The sequence below is a fragment of the Bacillus sp. FSL W7-1034 genome (assembly GCF_038593365.1).
Classification (GTDB): Bacteria; Bacillota; Bacilli; order Bacillales; family Bacillaceae; genus Bacillus; species Bacillus altitudinis.
The window spans coordinates 759860-776147 of sequence record NZ_CP151989.1; the positions used below are offsets into that span (position 1 = coordinate 759860).

Below are 16288 nucleotides of genomic sequence, written 5' to 3' on the forward strand. Positions count from 1 at the left end.
TACATACACCTTTATCGATCATGATGAATACGATGGATTGGGGTGATTCTATGAGAAAATGTAGACAATGCGGAAAGATATACCCAACTCATTCGACAGACCACTACCAAAAAGGAAGCTGGTATGATGCGTATAAGGATGATGGCTGGGAATGTGATAGTTGTAAGAAAGGTAAATCAGACAAACCAAGGAAACCAGTAAAAAATCCATGCTGCGGAAAAGATCCTTGTGTGTGTGTCATTCAAGGACCGCCAGGGGGAAGAGGAAGAAGAGGCCCAGCAGGTCCGGCGGGTCCAGTGGGTCCAGTAGGCCCAGCGGGTCCAGCAGGAGCAACGGGCGCAACCGGTGTAGGCTTAACTGGTATCGTAGCATTTGATCCAGCGGATGCCCCAACCTATCCAGAAGGTCAAGTGGTGACATTTGATGGAAGTACGTATGTGGCGAATACAGCTTCACCAACAGGTACGCCAGGTACGTCTCCAGATTATACATTACTAGCAGCTGCGGGGGATACGGGTGCCACGGGAGCAACAGGAACAGGAGCGACCGGTGCTACAGGAGATACCGGCGCAACCGGAGCGACAGGAGCCACCGGAGATACGGGTGCCACAGGAGCAACAGGAACAGGAGCGACCGGTGCTACAGGAGATACCGGCGCAACCGGAGCGACAGGAGCCACCGGAGATACGGGTGCCACAGGAGCAACAGGAACCGGAGCGACCGGTGCTACAGGAGATACCGGCGCAACCGGAGCGACCGGAGCCACAGGAGGTACGGGTGCCACAGGAGCAACAGGAACCGGAGCGACCGGTGCTACAGGAGATACCGGCGCAACCGGAGCCACCGGAGATACGGGTGCCACGGGAGCAACAGGAACCGGAGCGACCGGCGCTACTGGAGATACCGGCGCAACCGGAGCGACAGGAGCCACAGGAGATACGGGAGCCACGGGAGCAACAGGAACCGGAGCGACCGGTGCTACAGGAGATACAGGTGCAACCGGAGCGACAGGAGTCACCGGAGATACGGGAGCCACGGGAGCAACAGGAACCGGAGCGACCGGTGCTACAGGAGATACAGGTGCTACCGGAGCGACCGGAGCCACCGGAGATACGGGAGCCACGGGAGCAACAGGAACCGGAGCGACCGGTGCTACTGGAGATACAGGTGCTACCGGAGCGACCGGAGCAACAGGAGATACGGGAGCCACGGGAGCAACAGGAACAGGAGCGACCGGTGCTACTGGAGATACAGGAGCAACCGGAGCGACCGGAGCCACCGGAGATACCGGCGCAACCGGAGCGACCGGAGCCACGGGAGCAACAGGAACCGGAGCGACCGGAGCCACGGGAGCAACAGGAACCGGAGCGACCGGAGCCACCGGAGATACCGGCGCAACCGGAGCGACAGGAGCCACCGGAGATACCGGCGCCACCGGAGATACCGGCGCAACCGGAGCGACAGGAGCCACGGGAGCAACAGGAACCGGAGCGACCGGCGCTACAGGAGATACAGGAGCCACCGGAGCAACAGGAGCAACAGGAGATACGGGAGCCACGGGAGCAACAGGAACCGGAGCGACCGGTGCTACTGGAGATACCGGCGCAACCGGAGCGACAGGAGTCACGGGAGATACGGGAGCCACGGGAGCAACAGGAACCGGAGCGACAGGTGCTACCGGAGATACCGGCGCAACCGGAGCGACAGGAGCCACCGGAGATACGGGAGCCACAGGAGCAACAGGAACCGGAGCGACCGGTGCTACAGGAGATACCGGCGCAACCGGAGCGACAGGAGCCACCGGAGATACGGGAGCCACGGGAGCAACAGGAACCGGAGCGACCGGCGCTACTGGAGATACCGGCGCAACCGGAGCGACAGGAGCCACCGGAGCGACAGGAGCCACAGGAGATACGGGAGCCACGGGAGCAACAGGAACCGGAGCGACCGGAGCAACAGGAGCCACCGGAGATACAGGTCCAACCGGAGCGACCGGAGCAACAGGAGCCACGGGAGATACGGGTCCAACCGGAGCAACAGGAGTCACCGGAGTCACAGGAGATACGGGTGCAACAGGGGCTACAGGAACAGGAGCCACGGGCGCAACTGGTGCAACAGGATCGAGTGCGATTATCCCATTTGCATCAGGTTTACCTGTCGCATTAACAACCATCGCAGGCGGTCTCGTTGGTACATCTAGCTTGGTCGGCTTTGGTAGCTCGGCAACTGGTGTCAGTATCGTAGGCGGAATCATTGATTTAACCGGAGCAGCAGGAACATTGTTAAACATGGCGTTCTCAGTTCCAAGAGCAGGAACCATTACGTCATTTGCGGGCTATTTTAGCACGACAGCCGCTCTTTCTCTAGTTGGCACGAGTATTACAGTGACAGCTAGCTTATTTGCTTCACCAACACCAAATAACAGCTTCACTCAAGTAGCAAGTGTCACATTAGCTCCAGCATTAACCGGAATTTTAACGCTTGGCGCTATCTCAAACGGAATTGCTACAGGGCTAAGTGTACCGGTCACACCAGAAACAAGATTGCTTGTCGTATTCTCTGCTACTGCAACAGGCTTATCTTTAATTAACACCGTAGCAGGCTATGCGAGTGCTGGTTTATCCATCACGTAATAAAGAAACAGGGATGACTCAATACTGAGTCGTCCTTTTTTAGTCTGTGTGAATTTTTTCTTAACTTCATGAGAAAAAATGATATGATTTTCTTAAAGTCTATTCGGGTGAATCTACTGAATTAGGGGTTGTGGCGGTGAGGATGGGCAAAAGGAAAGTCACTTTACAAACAAAAATTTTGGGGTTAATTATTGGTCTTTTGCTTGTTGTTATTGCCTTATTGACCATTTGTTTTGGTTTTCTGCAGACATCAGAAAGGCAGAGCCAAGCTGAACAGCTGGCGGTGCAAACTGCTAGAACGATATCTTATATGCCGCCCATTAAAACATCGGTGGCCACGGGAGATTCCCAAAATGAGGAACAGGATGTGCTTGAGCAAATGAAAGAGCAAGTAAGAGCGCATGCCATTTTTATCACCAATCAAAAAGGGAAGGTTCTTTTTCATACGAATCATGAGGATGTAGGAAAAACCATCAGTGTGTCGGAAGGAAGAAGTACACTGCTATTTGGAGGAACCTCCATATCTACAGGTGATTCTGGTGGTGAAACCGTTGTCAGAGGCAGTGCCCCGATTATGAAAGAAACAGGCAGTCATGAAGAAATTATTGGGACAGTCAGTGTCGAATTTTTAAAAAGAGATATCGATCAAGCGACAGCTCATCAACTCTTCAAATTAAGTTATATTGCCCTTCTTGTGCTCTTGCCTGGGGTTTTTGGAGCGATTTTTTTAACAAGGAGTATTCGAAAAGACATATTAGGGCTTGAACCGCATGAAATTGCTTCATTATATCGAGAAAGAGAAGCGATGCTGCATGCGATTAAAGAGGGAATCATTGCATTTGACCGTAAAGGTGCCATTACGATGATGAATACGTCAGCTGAACAGATGCTACGCGTCTCTTCAACGCTGCCTCTTCATATTGATCAAGTGTTGCCAAATGCCAATCTTCTTTCCTATCTAAAGGTAGAGACGATTGAACCTAACATAGAATCAGTCGTCAATGATAAAACCTTCGTGCTAAATGTCAAAAAAGTGGTGCAGGACAATCGAGTATTTGGAGGAATTGTGAGTTTCAGGGAGAAAACCGAGCTGACAAAGCTGCTGGATACATTGACAGAGGTCAGTCAATATTCAGAAGACTTGAGAGCACAAACACACGAATTTTCGAATAAACTGTACGCTATTTTAGGCTTGCTTGAGTTGAAACAAGTGGATGAAGCCATTGAGTTAATTAAAGAAGAGTATACACTTCAAAATCGCCAGCATGATTTACTCATGAAGCAAATTCGCTCTCCGAAGATACAAGCCATTTTACTTGGGAAGTTAGGAAAGGCATCTGAGAAAAAGGTTCATTTTCACATTGATGAAAATAGTTCATTGGAGCCGCTCCCAGCCCATTTAAGTTTATCTCACTTTATTACCATCATTGGCAATCTCGTAGACAATGCGTTTGAGGCTGTATTGAATAAAGAGAAAAGAGAAGTCAGCTTGTTCATCACAGATATTGGATTTGATATTATCATAGAGGTATCTGATTCAGGGGACGGTGTAGATGAAGGAGCCATTTCACAACTTTTCACAAGAGGACATTCATCAAAGGGAGAAGGGCGAGGTTATGGACTTGCCAATGTCAAAGAAGTGCTAGATGAACTTGGGGGCTGGATTGAAGTTGCGAACCAAAAAGAAGGCGGTGCCATCTTCACTGTTTACATACCGAAAGGCACAAAGGGGGAATAGGTTGTGATCAAGGTACTCATTGCGGAAGATGATTTTCGAATCGCTGCGATTCATGAATCTTATATACAAAAGGTACAAGGCTTTCAAGTGGCCGGCAAGGCAAAGAGTGCAAAGGATCTGTGGGAGGCACTTCAAAAAGAACAAGTGGATCTCATTTTACTTGATGTCTACATGCCTGATGAGCTCGGCACGAACCTTTTGCCGCTGTTAAGAGAGCGCCATCCTGAAGTGGATGTGATCATTATCACGGCTGCAACGGAAACGATGCTGTTAAGAGACGCATTGCATTATGGAGTCGTTCATTATTTAATCAAACCAGTGACCGCCCAAAAATTCACGCAGGTTTTAACCGAATATAAAGAGAAGAGAGAGTTAATCAATTCAAAAGATGAAGTCAATCAAACGATGATTGATCTGTTTTTTGGTCAAATACAGGAAGAATCGCAGCAAAAGGATGAACGAGACTTGCCAACAGGCATTAATTCATTGACTTTGGACAAGGTGAAAACATTCATGACAGCAGAGATGAACGGAATTACAGCGGAAGAACTCGGAGAAAAAATGGGCGCATCACGCACAACAGCAAGACGATACGTAGAGTATCTTGTGACAACGGGAGAATGCCGGGCAGAGCTGGCGTATGGAATCATTGGTAGACCAGAACGGAAATATTATCCCGCCAAAAAACAAACGGAGTCATAAAAATGAAAAAAGGAATACTCTTACTCATTTTGGTCTGCCTTTGTACAACGCTCACCTTTAATGAAAAAACAGCAAAAGATTCTTTCCTGGAGCACAGCCCATTATATATTGTGGTATCAGGTGTACCTGATGGCGGATTTGATCAAACAGCTCAAGTGATGAAAACCGTGCTAGAACAAGAAAAGCTAGTGGAAGAGCCTGTGCATATTCTTTATCAAAGAGGCGGAACGGTTGATAAAGGATGGACCTATATGATGGAGCGAGATGCCAATTATATCAGTTTAAATTCGAGCTTATTATTAAGCCGTAATTTGCTGGGCAGCAGTAACGTGACCATGAATGATGTCACCCCGCTTGCTATTCTTGCGGAAGAGTGGCAGGTAGTCGCAGTGCCAGTTGATTCTCCTTTCTCAGATGGAAAGGAGCTATTACACGCACTAAAAAAGAAACCAGATTCCTTAAAAATTGGGTTTGCCCCGGACTTTGGAAATGATGATCAAATCTCATTCGCACGGGCTGCTGAAATGGCAGGAATTGATCCGTACCGCATTCAGTTTTTAAAATTTGATAGTGCAGATGATTTATTTCAAGCACTCATTGACCATGAGGTAGATGCGGCAACTACGACCATTACAGAGGTTCGCCATGATTATGAAAAGAAAAGACTGAAGCTTGTTGCGACCACAACGAATCAGCGTTTAGAAGGATTCAAAGACGTGCCCACTTGGAAAGAACAGGGGATTCCGCTCATCTTCTCTCATTGGCGTGGTGTGATGGGACCAAAGCAAATGAATCAGCACGACATTCGAGCATGGGATCAGCTTCTTCAAAAAATGACGCAAACGAAGTCATGGAAAAAGCAGTTAAAACAAAAAGGCTGGACAAGCCGTTATATGAACAGTAAAGAAGCAAAGGTCTTTATGGAAGATCAATTAAGGCGATATGAGCAATTTATACAAGGAGAACAAGCGGTCAAATGAGACCGCTTTTTTTCATGGAACCAACAAAGAACAACAATTGCACAAAATGAACAAAAAGCATTTATCGACCAAAAAAGAATTAAAATTCATAATATTTACTTCAATTCAGGCGTCAGATATCATGACAGAAAGGGTTGGAAATGGGATACCAACATTTAATGAAAGCGTATACAACATAAGGGGTGAACAAAATGTTAGCGATCTTAGGATTTCTTATGATGGTTGTATTTATGGTTTTAATTATGACGAAACGTATGTCTGTTCTAACGGCATTGGTATTAACACCGATTGCATTTGCTCTTATTGCAGGTTTTCATTTTACAGAAATTTCAGACATGATTGTCAAAGGTGTACAGCAAGTTGCACCAACGGCGGTCATGATCATGTTTGCCATTTTGTACTTCGGGATTATGATTGATGCAGGTTTATTTGATCCGATGGTGGCAAAAATTTTAAACATCGTCAAAGGCGATCCATTAAAAATTGTTGTCGGAACAGCTGTCCTGACGATGCTTGTCGCACTTGACGGTGATGGAACCACAACGTACATGATTACAACAACAGCCATGCTTCCGTTATTTACACTGCTTGGCATTCGTCCGATTATTTTAGCGGGTATCGCCGGAGTCGGCATGGGGATTATGAATACGATTCCATGGGGAGGGGCAACACCTAGAGCGGCAAGTGCACTTGGCGTTGATCCATCACTTTTATTTGGCCCGATGATTCCAGTCATTGGCGCAGGGGTTTTGAGCATGATTGTGGTGGCATACTTTCTTGGGAAGTCTGAAAGAAAACGTCTTGGTGTTATTGAGCTCGAACAGCCGATTCATGCCAATGAAATGGCAGCGGCACTGCAAGATGATATTAAGCGACCGAAACTTTGGTGGTTTAACCTGACACTGACTTTGCTATTGGTTCTCTTGCTTGTGTCAGGAAAAGTAAGCTTAACGGTTCTGTTTGTTCTTGCCTTCTGTGTCGCCATTATCGTGAACTATCCGAATTTAGAGCAGCAGCGTGAGCGGATTGCGGCTCATTCAACAAATGTTTTGGCGATTGCTTCGATGATTTTTGCGGCAGGTGTTTTTACAGGCATCTTAACTGGGACGAAAATGGTTGATGAAATGGCGATTTCGATTGTTTCAGCTATTCCAGAGCAGCTTGGCGGGTTTATTCCAGTCATTGTCGCGCTAACAAGCGGGATCTTCACTTTCTTTATGCCGAATGATGCATACTTTTATGGGGTACTGCCGATCCTATCAGAAACAGCGGCAGCATACGGTGTCGATAAAATTGAGATTGCGAGGGCATCTATCATTGGTCAGCCGATTCATATGTTAAGCCCACTTGTTCCATCGACTCATTTACTTGTTGGACTCGTTGGGGTATCACTAGATCAGCATCAGAAATTTGGCATGAAATGGGCGGTTCTTGCAGTCGTCGCCATGACAGTGATGGCGGTTCTCATTGGGGCCATTTCGATCTGGTAATGAGAAGAGTGTCTGCTGCTCATGCAGGCGCTCTTTTTTAGGTCCTATTACAGGGCAAGCTCCATTCATTTGCCCTATATAAAGCCATACATGATTCCTCCAAAAGATATATTTTTGAAAAATGCTGACACTTTTGCTGTTTTTTTCTTTATAATGCAAATCAACGAAGGGAGAGGATAGCATGTCCAAACAGAAAAGTACCATTCTTTTTGCTGCTGTATGCCTCATGGCAGGAAGTTTGTCGATGGTGACCCCAGCTTCAGCGAATGCAGAGACCCCTTATTATGGAAAAAGCTATGAGCAGCCAGCCTCGGTTCAAAAACTGTATCCTGAGCCTGACGAAACGTTTGATACCCCTGCTTTTCAGAAAAAAGGAAAAGCATTTACCACACAAGAAGAGCTTCAAGATTTTTTACGTGACATTGTCAGTAAAAGTCCTTACGCCACGCAGAAACAGATTGGAACATCCATTGAAGGCAGGTCCATTCCAGCCCTCTATTTTACAAAGGATCGTCACATCTCTCCACTGTCAAAAAAGCCAACGATCTGGCTCCAAGCACAAATACACGGAAATGAACCAGCCTCCGGTGAATCTGCCCTTGTCATCGCCAAACGACTAGCAGGTGATGAAGGAGAGCGTATCCTGAGCCATGTCAACGTCATCATTGTCCCAAGAATCAACCCAGATGGTTCTTATGCATTTGACCGCAGGCTTGCAAACGGAATGGATGGCAACCGTGACCACATGACATTAGAATCTCCAGAGCTGACAGCCCTTCATCAAGAATTTAATCGCTATGCGCCCGAGGTCGTCATCGATGCCCATGAATATGATGTCGGTCAAAAGCAGTTTGAAGACATCGGTGCATCAGGTGCTCTTAAGTATCACGATTTGCTGATATTATCCGGTAAGAATTTAAACATTCCTGAAAGCATTCGTTTCACGTCAAATGAATTGTACGTCAACGGAGTACGTGAAACATTGACGAATAAAGGATTTTCCAACGATTTATATTATACAAACACAAGAGGAAAGGACGGAAAGATCGACCTTTATGAAGGCGGAACCGATGCACGAATTGGCCGAAATGCCCTGGCGCTTTCACCAGCTTTATCATTTCTTGTAGAAAGTAGGGGGATTGGAATTGGCAGAGAGGACTTTACTCGGCGTGTGGCAGCACAAGTCACCACTCATGAAAAAATCATTGAGACAACAGTGAAGCATGCTAAGCAGGTGAAGCAGCAAATGGTGACGGAGCGGCTGAAACTTGTGAAAAAAGGTCTTCAATCAAACGATGATGATCAAGTAGTCATTCAAGATGCTTTCAAGGCGCCTGTGAACGATTCACTTGAAATGGTGGATATTGAGAAAGGACAAACCACCAATGTCCCAGTGCGTTTTCATAGTGCAAGTGATGCGGTTCCTGTATTGACAAGAGAACGGCCAACAGCTTATCTCATTCTCCCTGGACATGAAGGGGTAGATCGAAAACTTAGAACTTTAGGACTGAAAAGTGTGACTTTGCCAGTTGGCATGAAAGTGCCAGTTCAAGCCTATGAGGTGACAAAACGAGTGGAAACAAGCAAAACAGATATTCAGCTTGAAACGAGACTCGTTGAAAAGAAACGTCAACTGCCAAAAGGAACAAAGGTATATGTGACTGCACAGCCAGAGACCAATTTGTTGTCACTTGCCCTTGAACCAGAATCAAAAGACAGCTATATGTCATCAGGTTTTATTGCATCGAAAGTAGGCGATGAACTACCAGTTTACCGATTCTTGTTATCTCAAAAGACGTTAGGTATAAATAAAAAGGACTAAAATCAAGTTCATTTTAGCCCTTTGTCAACCACCCTAGAAGCGGCACAGTGCGTGCCGCTTTTTCTATTTTCGTCCAGCTCTGATCTCATCGGTCATGCCTTCATACGGTGCTTCTGCGATAATCGTTTCATCGTTTACCCCAGCATGGTGGATGTACGTAATGTCTGCGAATTCTGGTACGACATACTTCGGATAGGTTTCATATTTTTCACGGGATTCTTTCATGAGGTCGATATAGTCATTTTGATAGCAAACGGTGATATCTGGACGTTCATGCACCCATTTTGGGAAGAAAATGACGCCATGCATGCGTTTTTCCTCAGGCATAAAGTTTAAAGACACGTCTGTCCCAGTCGGTTCCGTCCAGGAAACTTTGTATACCCCTTTTGTCAGTTTCACAATATTCACTTCTTGATCACGAACCCAGCGGCCTCCAACCATTCCGCTATGAATGCGGTAATCAATGGTGTGATCATTTTTAATGTAAATCTCATATTCCCAGCCATTTTCATACGTATAAATCATATGAAGTCCAACGAATTGATCCATGTTTATTCCTTCTTTCAATTAAAATGATGTTGTTTCAAACATGTCACGATTTACATGTTTATTTTAGGGTGTATGGTATACTATTGTCAAAGAATATGCGTTGGAGGCATGTCATGAGAGTACTGAAATATGCCATTCTTGGCTTACTAGATCAGCGTGAGCTGACGGGATACGATATGAAGAAACACTTTGAAGATTCCCTTGGACAGTTTTGGAGTGCGAAGCATAGTCAAATATACCCTGAATTAAAGCGGCTAACAGAAGAGGGTTTTATTGAATTTGATATTCACATACAAGGAAAGAAGCTAGAGAAGAAGGTTTATCAAATCACTGATGCAGGAAAAAGAGAACTGCATGAGTGGTTAAGGAAAAAAGGCCCGATTCCAGACACAACAAAAGATGAATTTATGTTAAAAACGTTCTTTATCTCATCTATGGATCAAAAAGAAGCGGCCGGTCTCTTCTCACATCAGCTGCAGGAGCGAACAAAGAAAGTAGAGATGCTTGAACAGAAACTGAATGTTTTAACAGAAGAAGATCCATCTGCCCAATCACTGCATTCAACACAATTCGGGCATTATTTAGTACTGACAAGAGCAATTGAAAGGGAAAAAGGGTATGTTCGCTGGCTCCAAAAGACCCTTGAAGTCATTGATTCATCCATTGTCTAAGGACAATCGTCGCACGATATGATAAAAAATGGTTTGAAACAAGTGAATTTATCAATAGAAACCGCTACAATGGATATATTCGTATTAAAGTGAGGCGAGTATGTTTGAGTAACCAAGAAGCGTTGTGGAATGAAGCAGAAGCTTTTATTTCTGTATGCTATGAAGAATTAGGCAAGTCAAATGAAGAAAAAGCAGCACGTCTGCATGAAATAAAAAAAGAAATTGAGTCTGACGGTATGTATACTCATACGCAGGAAGAATTAGCTCACGGGGCAAAAATGGCATGGCGCAACAGCAACCGGTGCATTGGGCGCTTGTTTTGGTCAACACTGCATGTGCATGACTGCCGGCACGTGACAACAGAAGATGAGGTGAAAGAGGCACTCTTTCATCATATTGAGTATGCGACAAATGGGGGTAAAATCAAACCGTCCATTACCATCTTCCCACCAGAGAATAAGGGACGGAAGGAAGTCGTTATTTATAATCATCAACTCGTTCGTTATGCGGGATATGAGTCGGAATATGGCATCATTGGGGACGAGGCATCACTTGAATTAACCAAGTTGTGTGAAGCGCATGGCTGGAAAGGCGAAGGCACGCATTTTGACCTTCTGCCACTTATGTTTCAGCTAAAAGATCAGCCGCCGGTTCTGTATGATCTTCCGAGAGAGATCGTTCAAGAGGTAGAGATCACCCATCCTGAATATGATGGATTCGGTGATTTAGGACTGAAATGGTATGCTGTTCCGATTATTGCTGATATGAAATTAGAAATTGGCGGCATTCATTACAATGCGGCACCGTTTAATGGATGGTATATGGGAACAGAAATTGGCGCACGAAATCTAGCTGACGAAAACCGCTACAATATGCTGAAAAAAGTTGCTTCTATTTTAGGACTGGACACGACAAAGAATGCGTCACTTTGGAAGGACAAAGCCATTGTCGAGTTGAATGTGGCGGTTCTTCATTCTTACCGGGAAGCAGGGGTGACCATTGTGGATCATCATACAGCTGCCCATCAGTTCAAACAATTTGAAAAACAGGAAGAAAAGGCTGACCGTAAGCTGACTGGTGATTGGACATGGCTGATTCCGCCAGTATCACCAGCTGCTACGCATATCTTCCATCGTCACTATGACAATACGATCGTGAAACCGAATTATTTTTATCAGGAAAAACCCTACCACGGGACGGAAAGAGCCTAGCGAAAAGCTAGGTTTTTTTGTATGAAATGAGTCTTTTGAATGTTGTTTGATTTGGTAAATGATGGTTTAATGTCGGTGAAATCAAAAAGGGGGAATAGAGATGAAAAAAATGACGTTGCTCATATTTTTGGCTGTATTCAGTTTCAACGGATTTCTACCGCTAGGTGATGAGAGAGCTAAAGCAACTACTGGAACAATAGTTCAGAATGTCATCGATTTAAAGGTGACAACCGATCGTTCAACTTATACTTCGCTTCATCCTCAGGTCAACGTCAACATGACCGCAACAACAAATGAAACACTTTATTATACAGCTACTATTCGAAAACTTACTTTCCCAGTGACACCAGTCTTTACACACGAAGGGTCTATCTCTGGACAAAACGCTTTCGCAGCACCTACTCGTTTATTATTTCCTAACAGTGGATCAGCCAACTATGATGTTCATGTGAGTCTCTACAAAGATGCTTCACGTACAACCTTGATTGGATATTATGTTGCAAACCCATTTACTGTTGTGAAATAAAGGACACACATCAACTATCCTCTAATCCGAAAGTCTTGATAATGGGCGAACTTGGTGAGCGGCTCCATGTCAAAATGTGTGACTTTTGAAAAAGGACTGCCTTTACGGACGGTCTCTAAAAAGTCAAAAACCTCCTGCTGCTCTCCTTCTACTTTTAACTCCACGTGACCCTCATCTGTGTTGCGTACCCAGCCTTTTATCCCTCGATTGACGGCCTCTCCTTGAACAAAATATCGAAAACCGACTCCTTGCACTCGTCCTTTTACAATAGCGTGATAATGAACCAATGTCATCTCTCCTTTTTTCTCATCGTACCATAACCTGCCTCGTTCCTTCACGTACCGACTATGATTTGACTGTCAAACCATGTAAAATAAAAGGCAATCAGACAATCAAAGGAGATGGCGAGAGTGGGGCAGACAAGGTACGACATCGAAGGAATTCAAGTAGGGCAACCTATCACCACCTATGTGAATGGTAAAGAAATCAAAACAGCCATCAACAAAAAGCGTATTCACGAGCCTGTTTATTTGAGTAAGCTCAATTTTGATGGAGATGGCCAGGGTGATTTGGTCCATCACGGAGGTGATGATAAAGCCATTTGCGTCTTTCCATATGATCACTATACTTATTTTGAGCAATTTTTAGGGGTGCCGTTACAGGAGGCAGCCTTCGGTGAGAATGTGACCGTGCATCAGCTTGTAGAGACAGAAGTCCGTATTGGAGATGTATTTCAGTTTGGGGAAGCGATTGTTGAGGTCAGCCAGCCAAGACAGCCATGTGTGAAGCTCTCTCTTAAGCATGGAAACATGAAGCTTGTGAAGGAAGTGCAGCAAACGGGATATACCGGTTTTTATTTGCGTGTGCTGAAAGAAGGAATGGTCTCTCCTGATGAAGCTCTTGTGTTAGTCGAAAAAGCGCCCCATCCCATCACTGTCCACGAAGTCAATGAAGTTAAATACCGTCAAGTAGATCAAAACAGGCTGAAAGCAGTTCTTGACGTAGATGCCTTAGCAGAAGTGGTCAGGAAGTCTTTAGAAAAACGTGTTCAGCCCATATAAAAAAGCCGTACATCTGATATGGATGTACGGCTTTTCAACATTTAAGAGCTCGTTTTCTTTTGCTCAAGAAGATTTGCAAGGAAATAAGTTTTAAAGCTTTGAAGCTTTCTTCCTTCATGCTTGGTCACACCAAGCTTCTTTAATTCTTCGACATACCAGCCTTTGCTACCATAATGCATGATAGAAAACTCCTTTCAATGGAAACTGCCTGCATTGTAACATCTCAAAAAAGGACGTGAAAAGTGTGCAGGTGTTTAGAAATGAAAACTGATTCTATCTGCCTATGATCCATGTATATGCTGGAAATAATCATTTATGAATTTGGCGGGTTGAGGGTAACGATGATCATGCCCACTGTCATAATCATGATGACAATACCGAGGTAGGTCATCATGGATTGTTTTTTCTTAATACCTACAACCGTTAAAATAATACTTTCAATAAAGAAGATAACACCGATGATGATGAACCACATATCAAATAAGACCCCTTTCGCATATCTTTGCCTATTTTACCACAGGCATTTTTGTTTAGTCGTGACAGATTCGTGAAACGGGCATGAAAAAATCCCCTCCAGTGAAGGAAGGGACCTGCTTGCTTACAGCTTTGTTAAAATAATCGGTTCGTCTTTTGTGATCACAATCGTATGTTCAATCTGTGCGACCAGGCTCTTATCAGGTGTTTTAAATGTCCAGCCGTCATCCGCTTGATAAATCGATTCAGCATTTGTTGAAATAAAAGGTTCAAAGGCGATGACTGTCCCATTCTTAAACAAAGCATTATCGAATGGATCATAATAGTTCAAAATATGGTTAGGTGCTTCATGCAGGCTTTTCCCAATACCGTGTCCTGTCAAGTTCTTAATGACGGTAAATCCTTGTTCTTTCGCTGTATTGTAGACCGCACGGCCAATTTGATTTTGTCTTTTACCGGCTTTCGCGTGCTTTAATCCTTCAAGGAATGCATCCTCTGCACACTGGCATAATGCTTCAAGACGAGCATCTCCTGTACCTAAAACGAATGAAATCCCAGTATCGGAATAATATCCATCAAGCTCTGCTGAGATATCAATATTAATGAGGTCGCCCTCTTGTAAAATGGTTTTTTCACTTGGAATGCCATGTGCGACTTCATCATTGACACTGATGCAAGTCGTACCGGGGAAATCATATTCTTTTTCAGGAGCTGAATTGGCTCCATGCTCTTCTAATATTTTTTTCCCAATCAAATCTAATTCTTTTGTAGACATGCCTGGTTTCGCTTGGCTTTTCATTTCTTCTCTTGCCAAAGCGACAATTCGGCCGACTTTTTTTAAGGCTTCTAACTCATGATCATGTTTGACAATCACTGTTCATTCCCGCTTTCTATAACTTCATTCTATTCAATAGCTTACCACATTTTACGCCAAAAGAGTAAAGGCTGAGATTCGGGTGAGATGTGGACAAATTGGTATAGATAACTAGATGTGCATATGATATATTTTTTATGAACATCATGAGAGATTTGTTCATGATGATGACGAAGGGGGGAGAAATAAGATGGTGTTTCAGTTTTTTCAAAAGTTAGGAAAATCATTTATGCTTCCAATCGCTGTGCTTCCTGCAGCGGGTATCATTTTGGCTATTGGGCGTGAAGATGTATTCAACATCCCGTTTATTCATGCAGCAGGAAATGCAATTTTTGCGAATTTGGCTTTAATTTTTGCTATGGGTGTAGCGATTGGTATTTCAAAGGACGGTAACGGGGCAGCGGCGTTATCTGGAGCGATCTCTTATTTTATTTTGTCAGCTGGTACCACGTCGATCAATTCGACCAACAATATGGGGGTATTGGGTGGTATTTTGTGCGGACTTTTGGCAGGTTACGTTTACAATAAATTTAAGGACACGAAACTGCCGGAATACTTAGGTTTCTTTAGTGGAAGACGGCTTGTGCCAATTATGACAGCACTTTTTACCATTCTATTAGCAGCCGTTTTTGGATATGTATGGCCTCCAATTCAAAGTGTGATCAATGATTTGGGAGAGTGGATTTTAAGTCTTGGAGCAACGGGTGCCGGGCTGTTTGGCTTCTTTAACCGCTTGCTCATTCCATTAGGACTTCACCATGTGTTGAATAATCTATTTTGGTTTCAATTCGGTGAATTCAGCGGAGCGACAGGTGATTTAGCACGGTTCTTCAAAGGCGATCCAAGTGCAGGTGTCTTTATGACTGGTTTCTTCCCAGTGATGATGTTCGGGCTGCCAGCGGCATGTCTTGCGATGGTTGTGACCGCAAAGCCTGAAAAACGAAAAGCAACAGCCGGTCTTATGATTGGAATGGCACTGACGTCATTTATTACAGGAATCACAGAACCAATTGAATTCTCATTTATGTTTTTATCTCCACTTTTATATGGTGTTCATGCGATATTAACTGGTCTTTCGCTCTTTATTGTCAACACCTTAGGCATTCATAGCGGTTTCGCTTTTTCAGCGGGTGCGATTGATTACGTTTTAAGTTTTGGAATAGCACAAAAGCCCATTCTGTTACTTGTAGTTGGGGTCATCTATGGCGTGATTTACTTTGTTGTTTTCTATTTCCTGATTAAATTGTTAAAGCTAAAAACACCGGGCAGGGAAGATGATGACATCGAAGATATCTCAGGTGATGATACACATACTGCTGGAGCAAGTATGCTCGTAGAGGGACTAGGCGGCAAAGACAATATCACCACAATTGACCATTGTGCAACCCGTCTTCGTTTAACAGTAGAAGATACCAATTTATTAAATGAAGGTACATTGAAAAAAGCAGGTGCCAAAGGGGTACTGACGTCAGGAAAAACTTCCGTACAAATCATCATTGGAACAAATGTCGAATTTGTCGCCGATGATCTTCGCAAGGAAGTCGCTCGGGACTAAAA

Annotated in this window: 16 protein-coding genes; 11 read left to right on the top strand and 5 right to left on the bottom strand. The window is 44.5% G+C overall.

The genetic code is table 11. From position 1 onward, the window contains the following. Positions 1 to 50 precede the first annotated feature (50 nt). The 6 genes from NST73_RS03765 to NST73_RS03790 all read left to right on the top strand — a co-directional run bounded on the left by NST73_RS03765 (position 51) and on the right by NST73_RS03790 (position 9365). A complete protein-coding gene (locus NST73_RS03765; RefSeq protein WP_342499400.1) occupies positions 51 to 2633 on the top strand; it encodes an exosporium glycoprotein BclB-related protein in 2583 nt (860 codons plus the stop codon). 142 nt (positions 2634 to 2775) lie between these two features. Further along, positions 2776 to 4371, top strand: a complete 1596-nt coding sequence (locus tag NST73_RS03770) for a sensor histidine kinase (protein ID WP_342499401.1) — start codon at positions 2776 to 2778, stop codon at positions 4369 to 4371. Positions 4372 to 4374: 3 nt separating this feature from the next. After that, complete coding sequence (locus NST73_RS03775) at positions 4375 to 5073, top strand: response regulator (RefSeq protein ID WP_017366803.1); 699 nt, start codon at positions 4375 to 4377, stop codon at positions 5071 to 5073. 2 nt (positions 5074 to 5075) lie between these two features. Then, entirely contained in the window at positions 5076 to 6053 is a 978-nt protein-coding gene (locus tag NST73_RS03780; protein WP_024719340.1) for a tripartite tricarboxylate transporter substrate-binding protein, read from the top strand. Positions 6054 to 6244: 191 nt separating this feature from the next. Continuing rightward, on the top strand, positions 6245 to 7543 hold the full coding sequence (locus NST73_RS03785; protein WP_024719341.1) for a citrate:proton symporter: 1299 nt from the start codon (positions 6245 to 6247) through the stop codon (positions 7541 to 7543). A 181-nt stretch (positions 7544 to 7724) separates the two neighbouring features. After that, the gene (locus NST73_RS03790) at positions 7725 to 9365 is read left to right on the top strand and encodes a M14 family metallocarboxypeptidase (protein WP_135010350.1); all 1641 of its coding nucleotides are present in this window, start codon (positions 7725 to 7727) and stop codon (positions 9363 to 9365) included. Between the two features lie 63 nt (positions 9366 to 9428). Here NST73_RS03790 and NST73_RS03795 read toward each other — a convergent pair whose 3' ends face one another. After that, on the bottom strand, positions 9429 to 9914 hold the full coding sequence (locus tag NST73_RS03795) for a phenolic acid decarboxylase (protein ID WP_008341777.1): 486 nt from the start codon (positions 9912 to 9914) through the stop codon (positions 9429 to 9431). A gap of 113 nt (positions 9915 to 10027) precedes the next feature. Here NST73_RS03795 and NST73_RS03800 point away from each other — a divergent pair, with 113 nt between their 5' ends. From NST73_RS03800 to NST73_RS03810, 3 genes are all read left to right on the top strand, one after another. Next, on the top strand, positions 10028 to 10585 hold the full coding sequence (locus tag NST73_RS03800; RefSeq protein ID WP_039168079.1) for a PadR family transcriptional regulator: 558 nt from the start codon (positions 10028 to 10030) through the stop codon (positions 10583 to 10585). Between the two features lie 104 nt (positions 10586 to 10689). Further along, on the top strand, positions 10690 to 11796 hold the full coding sequence (locus NST73_RS03805) for a nitric oxide synthase oxygenase (protein WP_047946767.1): 1107 nt from the start codon (positions 10690 to 10692) through the stop codon (positions 11794 to 11796). 100 nt (positions 11797 to 11896) lie between these two features. Next, a complete protein-coding gene (locus NST73_RS03810; protein ID WP_144680257.1) occupies positions 11897 to 12322 on the top strand; it encodes a hypothetical protein in 426 nt (141 codons plus the stop codon). Between the two features lie 14 nt (positions 12323 to 12336). Here NST73_RS03810 and NST73_RS03815 read toward each other — a convergent pair whose 3' ends face one another. Next, positions 12337 to 12615 carry an acylphosphatase gene (locus tag NST73_RS03815; RefSeq protein ID WP_178896595.1) on the bottom strand — a complete coding sequence of 93 codons (279 nt, stop codon included), beginning with the start codon at positions 12613 to 12615 and terminating at the stop codon, positions 12337 to 12339. A gap of 117 nt (positions 12616 to 12732) precedes the next feature. Between NST73_RS03815 and NST73_RS03820 the strand changes: the two genes are divergently transcribed. Further along, positions 12733 to 13383, top strand: a complete 651-nt coding sequence (locus NST73_RS03820; protein ID WP_144680255.1) for an MOSC domain-containing protein — start codon at positions 12733 to 12735, stop codon at positions 13381 to 13383. Positions 13384 to 13424: 41 nt separating this feature from the next. Here the strand turns inward: NST73_RS03820 and NST73_RS03825 are convergent, their stop codons facing one another. The 3 genes from NST73_RS03825 to map form a co-directional block, all read right to left on the bottom strand. After that, complete coding sequence (locus NST73_RS03825; RefSeq protein ID WP_008341771.1) at positions 13425 to 13562, bottom strand: YflJ family protein; 138 nt, start codon at positions 13560 to 13562, stop codon at positions 13425 to 13427. A 134-nt stretch (positions 13563 to 13696) separates the two neighbouring features. Continuing rightward, on the bottom strand, positions 13697 to 13858 hold the full coding sequence (locus NST73_RS03830; RefSeq protein ID WP_008341770.1) for a hypothetical protein: 162 nt from the start codon (positions 13856 to 13858) through the stop codon (positions 13697 to 13699). Positions 13859 to 13981: 123 nt separating this feature from the next. Continuing rightward, positions 13982 to 14731 carry a type I methionyl aminopeptidase gene (map, locus tag NST73_RS03835; RefSeq protein ID WP_008341769.1) on the bottom strand — a complete coding sequence of 250 codons (750 nt, stop codon included), beginning with the start codon at positions 14729 to 14731 and terminating at the stop codon, positions 13982 to 13984. A gap of 190 nt (positions 14732 to 14921) precedes the next feature. Between map and nagE the strand changes: the two genes are divergently transcribed. Further along, the gene (nagE, locus tag NST73_RS03840) at positions 14922 to 16286 is read left to right on the top strand and encodes an N-acetylglucosamine-specific PTS transporter subunit IIBC (RefSeq protein ID WP_048002726.1); all 1365 of its coding nucleotides are present in this window, start codon (positions 14922 to 14924) and stop codon (positions 16284 to 16286) included. The last annotated feature ends 2 nt before the right edge of the window (positions 16287 to 16288 follow it).

Excerpts from the sequence above, each read along its gene's own strand:
- NST73_RS03765 (WP_342499400.1), top strand. The coding sequence starts at position 51 with ATGAGAAAATGTAGACAATGCGGAAAGATATACCCAACTCATTCGACA.
- NST73_RS03770 (WP_342499401.1), top strand. The coding sequence starts at position 2,776 with ATGGGCAAAAGGAAAGTCACTTTACAAACAAAAATTTTGGGGTTAATT.
- NST73_RS03780 (WP_024719340.1), top strand. The coding sequence starts at position 5,076 with ATGAAAAAAGGAATACTCTTACTCATTTTGGTCTGCCTTTGTACAACG.
- NST73_RS03785 (WP_024719341.1), top strand. The coding sequence starts at position 6,245 with ATGTTAGCGATCTTAGGATTTCTTATGATGGTTGTATTTATGGTTTTA.
- NST73_RS03790 (WP_135010350.1), top strand. The coding sequence starts at position 7,725 with ATGTCCAAACAGAAAAGTACCATTCTTTTTGCTGCTGTATGCCTCATG.
- NST73_RS03795 (WP_008341777.1), bottom strand. The coding sequence starts at position 9,914 with ATGGATCAATTCGTTGGACTTCATATGATTTATACGTATGAAAATGGC.
- NST73_RS03800 (WP_039168079.1), top strand. The coding sequence starts at position 10,028 with ATGAGAGTACTGAAATATGCCATTCTTGGCTTACTAGATCAGCGTGAG.
- NST73_RS03810 (WP_144680257.1), top strand. The coding sequence starts at position 11,897 with ATGAAAAAAATGACGTTGCTCATATTTTTGGCTGTATTCAGTTTCAAC.
- NST73_RS03815 (WP_178896595.1), bottom strand. The coding sequence starts at position 12,615 with ATGACATTGGTTCATTATCACGCTATTGTAAAAGGACGAGTGCAAGGA.
- NST73_RS03825 (WP_008341771.1), bottom strand. The coding sequence starts at position 13,562 with ATGCATTATGGTAGCAAAGGCTGGTATGTCGAAGAATTAAAGAAGCTT.
- NST73_RS03830 (WP_008341770.1), bottom strand. The coding sequence starts at position 13,858 with ATGTGGTTCATCATCATCGGTGTTATCTTCTTTATTGAAAGTATTATT.
- nagE (WP_048002726.1), top strand. The coding sequence starts at position 14,922 with ATGGTGTTTCAGTTTTTTCAAAAGTTAGGAAAATCATTTATGCTTCCA.